The 10,939-nt window shown below is 75.1% G+C and carries 10 protein-coding genes; 3 read left to right on the plus strand and 7 right to left on the minus strand.

The genetic code is table 11. The features are described from left to right. From ABD317_RS26635 to ABD317_RS26665, 7 genes are all read right to left on the minus strand, one after another. Positions 1 to 802 (minus strand): serine/threonine-protein kinase (locus tag ABD317_RS26635; RefSeq protein WP_344292728.1); only part of this gene is annotated, 802 nt, incomplete at its 3' end. 112 nt (positions 803 to 914) lie between these two features. Continuing rightward, positions 915 to 1,685, minus strand: a complete 771-nt coding sequence (locus ABD317_RS26640) for an FHA domain-containing protein (protein ID WP_027751980.1) — start codon at positions 1,683 to 1,685, stop codon at positions 915 to 917. 115 nt (positions 1,686 to 1,800) lie between these two features. Next, complete coding sequence (locus ABD317_RS26645; protein WP_344292730.1) at positions 1,801 to 2,691, minus strand: Gfo/Idh/MocA family protein; 891 nt, start codon at positions 2,689 to 2,691, stop codon at positions 1,801 to 1,803. Continuing rightward, positions 2,688 to 3,887 carry an ROK family transcriptional regulator gene (locus ABD317_RS26650; RefSeq protein WP_344292732.1) on the minus strand — a complete coding sequence of 400 codons (1,200 nt, stop codon included), beginning with the start codon at positions 3,885 to 3,887 and terminating at the stop codon, positions 2,688 to 2,690. The genes ABD317_RS26645 and ABD317_RS26650 overlap by 4 nt, the downstream gene beginning before the upstream one ends. Positions 3,888 to 3,902: 15 nt before the next feature. Further along, positions 3,903 to 4,769 carry a carbohydrate ABC transporter permease gene (locus ABD317_RS26655; protein ID WP_344292734.1) on the minus strand — a complete coding sequence of 289 codons (867 nt, stop codon included), beginning with the start codon at positions 4,767 to 4,769 and terminating at the stop codon, positions 3,903 to 3,905. After that, the gene (locus tag ABD317_RS26660) at positions 4,769 to 5,785 is read right to left on the minus strand and encodes a carbohydrate ABC transporter permease (protein WP_344292736.1); all 1,017 of its coding nucleotides are present in this window, start codon (positions 5,783 to 5,785) and stop codon (positions 4,769 to 4,771) included. Before ABD317_RS26660 ends, ABD317_RS26655 begins: the two co-directional genes overlap by 1 nt. A 48-nt stretch (positions 5,786 to 5,833) precedes the next feature. Further along, positions 5,834 to 7,237 carry an ABC transporter substrate-binding protein gene (locus ABD317_RS26665; protein WP_344292738.1) on the minus strand — a complete coding sequence of 468 codons (1,404 nt, stop codon included), beginning with the start codon at positions 7,235 to 7,237 and terminating at the stop codon, positions 5,834 to 5,836. 156 nt (positions 7,238 to 7,393) lie between these two features. Between ABD317_RS26665 and ABD317_RS26670 the strand changes: the two genes are divergently transcribed. From ABD317_RS26670 to ABD317_RS26680, 3 genes are all read left to right on the plus strand, one after another. Beyond that, positions 7,394 to 8,440: a zinc-dependent alcohol dehydrogenase gene (locus ABD317_RS26670; protein WP_344292740.1), complete on the plus strand. Its 1,047-nt coding sequence runs from the start codon at positions 7,394 to 7,396 to the stop codon at positions 8,438 to 8,440. An 86-nt stretch (positions 8,441 to 8,526) separates the two neighbouring features. Continuing rightward, positions 8,527 to 9,327, plus strand: a complete 801-nt coding sequence (locus tag ABD317_RS26675; protein WP_344292742.1) for a sugar phosphate isomerase/epimerase family protein — start codon at positions 8,527 to 8,529, stop codon at positions 9,325 to 9,327. Further along, positions 9,324 to 10,939 (plus strand): MGH1-like glycoside hydrolase domain-containing protein (locus tag ABD317_RS26680; protein WP_344292744.1); only part of this gene is annotated, 1,616 nt, incomplete at its 3' end. The genes ABD317_RS26675 and ABD317_RS26680, both read left to right, overlap by 4 nt.

Below are 10,939 nucleotides of genomic sequence, written 5' to 3' on the forward strand. Positions count from 1 at the left end.
GCCCGGCGGCCTCCTCCAGCAGCCGGCGGGCGCCGGCGGCGTCGGGCCGCTGGTCGGGCCGGCGGCGGAGCAGCACGCCCAGCTCCGCGGCGAGCGGCCCGGTGTCGCGCTCGCGGCGCAGCACGCCGTGGCTGACCTTCCACCCGCGCAGGGTGGCGTCGTCCTCCCGGCCGTCGCCGTCCCCCTCGTCGTGGGGCACGCCGGTGACGGCCTTGTAGAGCATCGCCGCGAGGGAGTACACGTCCGAGCGCGGCACGGGCGAGCCGTTGACCACCTCGGGGGCGGCGTAGTCGGGGGTGTAGCTCAGCGGGCGGTCCGGCGAGATGGTCTCGCTGCTGCCGGTGCGCTGGGCGGAGTCGAAGTCGGTGAGCTTGGGTGTGCCGTCGTCGGTGATGACGACGTTGGCGGGCTTGACGTCGCAGTGCACCACGCCGTTGGCGTGCAGCGCCTCCAGCGCCCGCGCGATCTGCGCGCCGATCCGGGCGGCCTGCTCGGGCGCCATCGGGGACTGCCTGTCCAGGCTGCCGCCGGTGACGTGCTCCATGACCAGCCAGCAGCCCGAGTCCGGGCCGGAGTCGACGAACTCCACGCCGTAGAGCGTGACCACGTGCGGGTGGGTGGCCTTGGCCTGGGCCCGGGCCACGCCGAGGAGCCGGGAGCGGTCGCCGGTGCCGCCGCCGCGTTTGAGCACGACCCTGCGGCCCAGCTGGCCGTCCTCGGCGAGCCACACCTCGCCGCGGCCCTCGTCGCCGATCAGCTCTTCGAGCCGGTAGCGGTCGCCGACCAGCTGACCCACGCGCACCGCGACTCCCTTCGCCCGTCTGCAGGGCGAAACTTATCGGGTACACGTAACGGAGACACGACCTCTTCACGACTTCCACGCCGCAGCGGCGCCGAAGCCCGGAGAACAGCCCTCAGCTCGGGAAATCGTCGTCCAGGAGTTCGAGGTCCGGGGGCACGAGTGTGGTGGACTCCACCAGTCCGCGCAGCAGGTTGTGCTTCAGGTCGTTGTCGGACGGTCCGCTCCCGTCGTCGCCCCGGACCACCTGGTACGGGAAGCCGCCGCGCGCCAGCCGGTGGCGGACGTTCTCGATCCGGTGCTCGACGACGCGCTTGGTCCACGCCCCGCCGCCGGGCAGGTACGCCAGCCGCTCGGCCGCCTGCCGGTACGACAGCGGGCGCGGCTCCGACTCGTACTGCAGGTACTGCTGCCCGAGGACGACGAGGAACAGCCGCTCCTCGTCGCTGAGCGGCCAGCGCTTCGGCGGCAGCGTCTCGGCGCGGTGCCGCGGCACCCGGCCGTCCTCGCCGTCGTCGGCGACGTACAGCTCGACGAGGTGCTCGCGGTGGCCGGAGCCCTTGACGAACAGCGGGGTGTAGCCGGGGGCGAGGGGGATCGGCTCGGTGCTCAGGTGCATGAGCCGGCCGCGCGGCAGCCGGACGAGCTGCTGCCCGGTGTTGCGCAGCCACCACGTGCTGCGCCGGTACGCCAGCTCGCCGTGGCGGCGGCTGACGCGCAGGTCGTCCTCGCCGACGCACAGGTCGACCTCGTCCTTGTCGCGCCCGAAGCGCACGACCCGAGCGGCGGCGGGCGCCACCCGGATGCCGCCGGCGACGCTGCGGGCGTGCAGGGTGCCGGGCGGCGACGGCGCGGCGCCGCGCGCCAGGCTCTCTCGCAGGGTCATCGCCGGCCTCCGGGCGCTCGTCGGGGGATGCGTACCCCCGCAGTGTCCCGCGCGCGTGCGGGGACCGGTCCCCGGACGCGCGACGTGGCGTGAACGCACCGGTCGCGGGCGTTGCTCAGCCGGCCAGGGCCCGGTGCAGCAACTCCTGCAGCCGCAGGCCGCGGCGGGCGTCGAGGGCGCCGGGGCGGCCGGCGCGGACGGCGGCGGCGAACTCGCGGCGCAGCACGGGCCAGCACTCCTCGTGGTCGAGTCCGGCGGTGTCGTAGACGAGTTCGCCCGCGGGGCCGAACAGCTCGACGCGGGTGCGGGCGGCGGGCAGCCGGACGCTGCCGGACAGCGACGCCTGGCTGACGGCGCCGTTCTCGTGCTCGCAGGTCAGCTCGATCCAGCGGCGCGGGTCGCCGGTGCCGCGGACGGCGGCGACGGGGCCGACGGCGGCGTCGAGGAGGTCGAGCAGGTGCGGGCCGAGGTCGAGGAGCGCCCCGTGCGCCAGCCGCCAGCCGGTGGCGAACTCGCCGCCGAGGAAGGCGCCGTGCAGATAGCAGGAGCGGGCGCCGGTGACGTCGGCGGCGGCGGCGCGGCGCAGGAAGTCGCGGGTGGCCGGGTGGTACCGCTTGGTGAGCACGAGCTGCGAGACCACGCCGTGCCGGGCGACCGCGTCGGCGACGGCGCGGGCGGCGCCCGGGTCGGGGCCGAGCGGCTTCTCCAGCAGCAGGGCCCGGCCCGCGGCGGCGGCGCGTACGGCCAGCTCGGCCTGGACGGCCGGCGGTACGGCGAAGTCGACGGCCTCGCAGCCGTCGAGCAGCTCCGCGAAGGAGCCGGCGACCGCGGCGCCGTACGGCGCGGCCACCTCGGCGGCGGCCCCGGGGCGGCGGGCCCAGACGGCGGTCAGCTCGGTCTCGGGCCCGGCGGCGAGCATCCGGGCGTGCGTGGCGCGGGCCCAGGGGCCGGCGCCGACGAGCCCGACCCGCACCGGGGGTGCCGGCGCCGGTGCGCCGCCGGTCACCGGGTCCCGTTCCGGGTACGGGCCGCCAGCCGCTGGTCCGCGCGGCCGGGCGCGTACAGGTGCTCCACCACCAGCGCCGCCGCGCCCGCGAGCCCCGCGCCGTCGCCCAGGCGGGAGGTGACGACCTGCAGGTGCGCGGTGGTGCGCGGCATCGCGCGCTGGTAGAGCAACTCCCGTACGCCGGTGAGGAAGGGCGTGCCCGCGAGATCGCCGACGATCACGAGCACCCCCGGGTTGAGCAGCGTGACGGCCGTGGCCAGCACCTCGCCCACCCGCATCCCGGCCTCGCGGGCGAGCCGCACCGCGTCCGGCTGCCCCTCGGCCAGCAGGTCGCGCACGTCGGAGCCGGAGGTCGCGGGCACGCCCAGCCCGCTCAGCCGGCCGGCCAGCGCGCGCCCGCTGGCGACGGCGGCCAGGCAGCCGTACGAGCCGCAGGCGCAGACGGCGTCCATCCCGTCGTGCAGCCGGACGTGCCCGATGTCGCCGGCGCCGCCGTCGATGCCGCGGTAGATGCGGCCGTCGACGACGACGCCGGCTCCGATGCCGGTGGCGACCTTGACGAGCACGAAGGCGGCGCAGTCCGGGTAGCCGGCGCGCTGCTCCGCGTACGCCAGGAGGTTGGCGTCGTTGTCGACGAGCACCGGGACGTCCGCGGCGCCGCCGGTGTGCTCGGCGAAGGACCGGCGCATGTGGTCCTGGATCGGGTAGCCGTCCCAGCCGGGCATGATCGGCGGCTGTACGACGACCCCGGTGTCGAAGTCCACCGGGCCCGGCACCGAGATGCCCACGCCGCAGACCTCGTCCGCGCTCCGCCCGGCCGCCGCCAGCAGCGGGCCGAACCAGCGGCCCAGCTCGTCGAGGACCGCCTCGGGCCCGTCGCCGACGCGCAGGGTGCCGGTGTGCTCGGCCAGCGGCCGGCCGGCGAGGTCGAGCACGGCCGCGCGGCCGTGCCGGGTCTGCAGGTCGGCGGCGAGGACGACGGCGTGCGCGGTGTCGAACTCCAGCCGCACGGACGGCCGGCCGCCGGTGGAGACGCCGGCGGCGCCGCGCAGCCAGCCGGCGGCCGTCAGCGCGTCGAGCCGGCCCGCGACGGTGGAGCGGGACAGGCCGGTGGCGTCCTGCAGTTCGGCGCGGGTGGTGGCCTCGCCGGTGCGGATGAGCTGGAGCAGCTGTCCCGCGCTGGCCTGGTTGCGCATGTGTCGTCTCTCCGGTCAGCTCTTGTCGGCGCCGCTGGTGAGGCCTTCGGTGAGCAGTCGTTCGGCCGCGAAGAACAGCAGTACCACGGGGACGGTGAGGACCACGGACCCGGCCATGAGCACGGTCTTGGACACCTCGATGCCGTTGGACAGCTGCGCCAGGCCGAGCGACACAGTCCAGCTCTCCGGGTCGGCGGCGAGGAAGAGCAGCGCGAACAGGAACTCGTTCCAGGCGATCATGAAGACGTACAGCCCGGTGGCCATCAGCGAGGGCGCGGCCAGCGGCAGCACCACCCTGCGCAGCGTCTGCAGCCTGCTGCAGCCGTCGAGCGCCGCCGCCTCCTCGACGGCGTACGGGATGGTGACGAGGTAGTTCTTCAGCATGTAGATGGACACGGGCACGGTCTGCGCCACGTACACGATCGCCAGGCCCACGAGGCTGCCGGACAGGCCCAGCCGTGCGAACATCACGAACAGCGGGACCGCCAGCAGCGTCGCCGGGAACAGGTAGACGGCCAGGAACACCGCGCTGACCTGGCGGCTGCCGAAGAACCTCAGCCTGCTGACGGCGTACGAGCCGGGCACGGCGGCGGCGAGGGTGAGGGCCACGGTGCCCAGCGACACCAGCGCCGAGTTGAGCATCAGCTTCAGGAAGCCCTGGCCGCCGTCGTCGGTGGACTTGAGCACGTCCCGGTACGTCGCGGCCGTGAGGTCCTTCGCCGACACCCACATGGACCCGGGGTCCACCAGCAGCGCGTCGATGGGCTTCAGCGACAGCATGACCATGTAGTAGAAGGGGACCAGGGTGATCAGCGCCAGGAACGCGATCACGACCCAGCGGAGCGTGCCGAAGAGGCGCTCCTCGAACCGCGCGCGCGTCATCACGCCTCCTCCTGGACCCGCTTGGCGAAGAACCTGAAGTAGACGCCCAGCAGCGCCGTCAGCACGACCGCGAGGACCAGCGCCTGGGCCGCGGCGGCGCCCACGTCGAAGCGCGAGGTGAGGAACTCGTAGACGCGGACGGCCGCGACGTCGGTGCCGGCACCGCCGCCGGTGAGCAGGTAGACGTCGTCGAACTTGTTGAACGTCATGATGAAGCGCAGCACGCACAGCAGCGCGATCACGGGCATGAGCTGCGGCAGCAGCACGTGCCGGAAGCGCTGCGAGACGGTGGCGCCGTCCACCGTCGCGGCCTCCTCCAGGGTGTCCGGCACGGCCTGCAGCCGGGCGAGGAGGAAGAGGAAGGCGAAGGGGAAGTAGCGCCAGACCTCGAAGGCGATGACCGTGAGCAGGGCGAGCGGGAGGTCGACGTGCCAGCCCAGCAGGTTCACCTCGTACTGGCGGGTGGACAGGAACGCGACGGGGTCGTCCCAGCCGAAGACGTCCCGGCCCCACTCGTTGACGACGCCGTACTGCGGGCTGAGCGCCACCTGCCAGACGAACGTGACGGCGACGACCGGGGCGACGTACGGCAGGAGCATCGAGCCGCGCAGCAGGCCGCGGCCGCGGAACGGGCGGCGCAGCGCGAGGGCGGCGACGAGGCCGAGCAGCACCGAGCCCGCGGTGGCGCCGACGGTGTAGACGAGGGTGGTGCCGAGGCTGGACCAGAAGCCCGCCGAGGCGAAGACGTCGGTGAAGTTATCCAGCGACCAGTTGCCGAACAGGCCCATGCCCTGGATGTCGACGAGCTTGGCGTCCTGGAAGGCCAGCAGGACCGTCCAGAGGATCGGGACGATCACGACGACCAGCACCACCAGGAAGGTGGGGCTGACGAAGGCCAGGCCGGCGCGGTTCTCGCGGCGGCTCGCGGTCAGGGGGCGGCGGGCGCGCGGCCGGCCGCCGGCGGGCGGGCGCGGGCCGGCCTGCTTCGCCGTACCGCGGCTGTCGATCGTGGTCATGTGCGGTTTCCTCGGTGACGTTCCTCGGGGGGAGCGGGGGCCGGCCGGTTACTCAAGGGAGGTCTGCAGCGCGTCGACTTCCTCGTACGCCTCGCGCGCCGCCTCCTCGGCACTCGTCTGCCCCGAGGCCATGGCGCCGACGGCCTTGGCGACGGGCAGTTCGCCGTTGGTCGCGCCGACGAGCGCGCCCTCGCCCTGGTCGATGCCCCACCGCTTCATGTCGCCGACGCCGGCGACGAGCTGATCGAGCAGTTCCGGGGAGAAGACCTCCTCCATGGACCTGCGGGTGTCGACGCCCATGTCGCTGGCGCGCCAGGCGTCGACGTACCGCCCGGGCTCGCCGGGGGTGCCGGTGCGGACCGGGATCTTGCCTTCGGGCGCCATGCCGAACCAGTCCTCGTAGCCGGCGCTCATCATGTACTCGATGAACTCGGTCGACGCCTCGGTCTCGGCGGTCTTGGTGGCCAGCCACGAGGTGATCTCGCCGAACTGGGCGGGCTCGGCGCCGCCGGGTCCCTGCAGCGCGGTGACGATGCCGCTGTTCGACGCCAGGAACCCGGGGTCGTCCCGGCACCGGGCGCAGCTCGGCAGGGCGTCGTCGCGCAGCCCGGCCAGCTCGTCCAGCAGGAACGAGGACCAGATGATCATGCTGGACCGGCCGGCGAAGTAGGTGGCCCGGGTGGTGTCGACGGTCTGCAGCCCGGGCGGCCCGTGGTCGCGGGCGAGGGTGCCGTACGTCTCGAAGGCGGTGCGGCACTGCGCGGAGTCCAGGGCGATGTCGCCGGCGCCGTCGACCAGGTCGCAGCCGTTGGCCAGGGCGAGGTCCTCGAAGCTCTGCTGGGTGAAGACGTCCGCGGGGTCGGTGGCGACGGAGATCCCGTCGCGGCCCCGGGCGTCCAGCCTGTCGGCGGCCTCCAGCAGGCTCGCGTAGTCGTCGGGGACGGGCAGCCCGGCCTCGCGGAACAGGTCCCGGCGGTACGCGACGATCTGCACCCAGGCGTCGGAGGGCACCCCGAGCCGGGTGCCGCCGTCGGCGGTCAGGCGCAGCCCGTTGGCGTCGAAGGTGTCCTCGCCGAGCCGGTCGACGACCTCGGCGGGGATGCGGGTGTTCAGCAGCTCGTTGCTGTACATCTGCCAGGCCTGGCCGAGCGGCACGGCGCCGATCACGTCCGGCAGGTCGCCGGCCGCGGCGGCCGACATGATCAGCTGCGGGAGCTGGTTCTCGTCCACGCCGACCAGCTCGACCTCGATGCCGGTCTCGTCCTCGAAGCCGTCGATGACCTTCCGGGTGTGGGCGATGCGGTCGGTCAGGCTCTCCTCCGACCACACGGTGATCTTCCGGTCGGGCCTGCCCGGCCCGGAGGCGTCGGTGGCACAGCCGGCGAGCACGCCCAGGGCGAGCGTGCCCGCGAGCAGGGCCGAGGTCCGCGACCGCCGGGTCCACATGCGCATGTTCCTGATCCTTTGACTGTTCCATGGATCGACTTAAGCGTTGGCAGACTGCATCTCAGCACTACTTTTTCTTGTTGACAAGACATAAGTCTGAGATATGTTCGACGCAAGTCGTTAACAGCCGCGCCCCCGATCAGCCCATCCGGAGCACCCACCGTGGAACGCGTCGTCCAGTTCACCGCCCCCCGCCAGGTCGAGGTCACCGCGCACGAGCGCGCCGCGCTACCCCCCGGCCACCTGCGGGTCCGCACCCGGTACTCCGGCATCTCCGCGGGTACCGAACTCACCGCCTACCGGGGTACGAACCCCTATCTGACCCGCTCCTGGGACCCCGGCACCCGGCTGTTCCGCGAGGACGCGGCCGGGCTGTCGTATCCGGTCGCCGGCTGGGGCTACTCCGAGGTCGGCGAGGTCGCCGAGGTCTCCCCCGAGCTGGCCGGCACCCCCGGCCTGCCCGCGGTCGGCGACCTGGTCTGGGGCATCTGGGGGCACCGCAGCGAGGGCGTCGTCCCCGCGGAGCGGCTGACCGGGCACACGCTGCCCGCCGGACTCGACCCCCTGGCCGGGTCGTTCGCCCGGGTCGGGGCCATTGCACACAACGCGGTCCTGGCCGCCGGGCTGCACGTCGGCGAGGACGTCGCCGTCTTCGGCCAGGGCGTCATCGGGCTGCTCGCCACCCGGCTGGCCGCGCTGAACGGCGGCACGGTCACCGCCGTGGACGCCCTCGACGCCCGGCTGGCCCGGGCCCGGGACCACGGCGCGGCCCGTACGCTCAACGCCCGCACCGACGCCGTCGCCGAGCAGATCCGGGCGGCGACCGACGGCCGCGGCGCCGACGCCGCGATCGAGCTCAGCGGCGCGTACCCGGCGCTGCACGAGGCGCTGCGCTCCGTCGTCGTCGACGGCCGGGTGGTGGCCGCCGGCTTCTACCAGGGCGACGCCGTCGGGCTGCGGCTCGGCGACGAGTTCCACCACAACCGGGTGCAGCTCGTCTGCTCCCAGATCGGCGGCGTCCCGCCGCAGCTGGCCGGGCGGTGGGACCAGCGGCGGCTGCAGCGGACGTTCCTGCGGCTCGTCGCCGAGGGCCGGGTCGAGGTGCTGCCGCTGGTCAGCCACGTGGTGCCGGCGGACGCGGCGGCGGACGCGTACGCCCTGCTCGACGAGCGCCCCGAAGACGCCATGCAGGTCGTCCTGGAGTTCTGAGGCCGCCGCGGCCGGCCCCGCACGCCGCCCCGTACGTCCGCGCACACCCCGCGCACACCTCCGCGCAGAAAGGCCACCCGCCCCCCATGTTCTCCCTCGCAGCCCAGGAACAGCTCCTGCCCGGCGACACCCTCCAGCAGAAGTGGGAGTTCGCGCAGGCCGCCGGCTACGCCGGCATCGAGCTGCGCGCCCGGGGCGACCTGCGCTTCGCCGCCCGGCTGCCCGAGCTGAAGCGGGCGCTCGCCGACGGCGTCGTCATGCCCACCGTCTGCGTGGAGATGCTGCACTTCTTCGGCGCGTTCGACGCCGAGCAGCGCCGCGACGCGGTGGTGCAGCTGAAGTCCCAGCTGTCGGTGATCGCCGAGATCGGCGGCGTCGGCGCGCAGACCCCCGCCTCGTACGGGATGTTCTCCCGCCGGCTGCCGCCCTTCACCCCGCCGCGGGACGCGGCCGGGGACCGCGCCGTGCTGCTCGACGGGCTGGCCGAGCTGGGCGAGCACGCGCGCCGCGAAGGCGTCACGCTGTTCCTTGAGCCCCTCAACCGCTACGAGGACCACATGGTCAACCGGCTGGAGCAGGCCACCGAACTCATCCGCGCCACCGGCCTGGACAGCGTGCGGATCGGCATCGACAGCTACCACATGAACATCGAGGAGGCCGACCCGGCCGCCGCCATCCTCGACAACGCCCCCTGGATCGGCCACGCGCAGGTCTCCGACTCCAACCGCTGCCAGCCCGGCGCCGGCCACCTCGACTGGCCGGCCTGGCTCGGCGCGCTGCACGCCGCCGGCTACTCCGGCTGGCTCGCCGCCGAGTGCCGGCTGACCGGCGACCCGGCGGCGGCCGTCGCCGCCGTGCCCGGCTTCCTGCGCAGGGCCGGCGCATGACGGCGGCGCCCGCGGAGGGGCGGGGCGCGACCGCGCTGACCGCGTCGCCCGGCGGCCGGGCGGGCGCCGGCAGCCTGGGGCGGGTACGGCCGGACGACCCGTGGCGGGCCGCCGCGGCGGTGCTCCTCGGCAACTGGACCGGCAGCGCCACCGTGCCGTCGCGCACCCTCTACCCGCACCAGTGGAGCTGGGACTCGGCGTTCGTCGCCGTCGGGCTGCGGCACCTGTCGCCGCGGCGCGCGCAGCGCGAGCTGGAGATGCTGCTGGGCGCCCAGTGGGGCGACGGCCGTGTCCCCCACATCGTCTTCAACCCGGCGGTGCCGCACGCCGCGTACTTCCCGGGGCCGGACTTCTGGCGCTCGACGGGCTCCGGCGCCGGGGGCCGCGCGGGCGGGAGCACGGGCGCGGGCACGCGGGCCGGCGCCCCGGCCCACCTGGAGACCTCCGGCCTCGTGCAGCCGCCGGTGCACGCGCTCGCGGCGCTGCTGGTGCACCGGGCGGACCCGGCGGCCTCCGCGCCCAGCGGCTTCCTGCCCCGGATCTACCCGCGGCTCCTGGCCTGGCACCGCTACCTCACCGCGGACCGCGACCTCGGCGGCGCCGGCCTGGCCGCGATCGTCCACCCCTGGGAGTCCGGGATGGACAACAGCCCGGCCTGGGACGGCCCGCTGGCCCGGGTCGAGCCGGCCGCGGCGGCGTCGTTCCGCCGGGCCGACCTCGACCACGGCGACCCGGCCGACCGGCCGACGGATCTCGACTACGGGCGCTACGTCCGGCTCGCCGCCGACTACCGCGACGCGGGCTACGCCGACGCGGCGGCGCGGCACGGCTTCGCCGTCGAGGACCCGTGCGTGAACGCGCTGCTGATCGCCTCGGAGGAGGCGATGGCGGAGATCGCGGCGGAGCTGGCCGCCGCGGGCCCCACGCCGTACGGGGCCGGCCCCCGCCCCGGTCCGGCAGCGCACCGGGAGCGGGCCGCGCGGCTGACGGAGGCGCTGGTGGCCCGGCTCTGGGACCCCGGCGCGGGCATCTTCCGCGGCCGCGACCTGCGCGCGGACCGGCCGCTCGACGGGTACGGCGTCGCCGGGCTGACCCCGCTGCTCGCCTCCGGCCTGCCGCCGGCGGTGGCCCGGGCGCTGGCGGCCACCCTGGCGGGCGAGCGCTTCCGGCTCGGCGAGCTGCCGCTGGTCGCCTCGTACGACCTGACGGGACCGGCGTTCGACCGCACCCGGTACTGGCGCGGTCCGGCGTGGTTCAACACCGCCTGGCTGGTGGAGCGCGGCCTGCGGCGGCACGGCGTGGCCGGGCCGGCGGACGCGCTGCGGCGGGCGGTGCCGGCCCTGGCGGCGGCGTCGGGCTTCGCGGAGTACGTGGACCCGCTGACGGGCGCGGCCCGGGGGGCGCGGGACTTCAGTTGGACGGCGGCGCTGGCGCTGGACCTGGCGGCGGGGGCCGGGGGGTGCCGCGGCTGCGGCGGAGGAGCGGGACGGAGGCGGGTTCGGTGGGGCGTGAGCGGGAGGAGCTGCTGGCGGAGCTGCGGGCGCCGGGGCGGACGCCGGGCTGGGGCGGTGGGGCGGCGGGTGGTGGGTCGGTCGGTGGCGGGGTTGCTGGT

The organism is Streptomyces synnematoformans (assembly GCF_039531005.1).
GTDB lineage: Bacteria > Actinomycetota > Actinomycetes > Streptomycetales > Streptomycetaceae > Streptomyces > Streptomyces synnematoformans.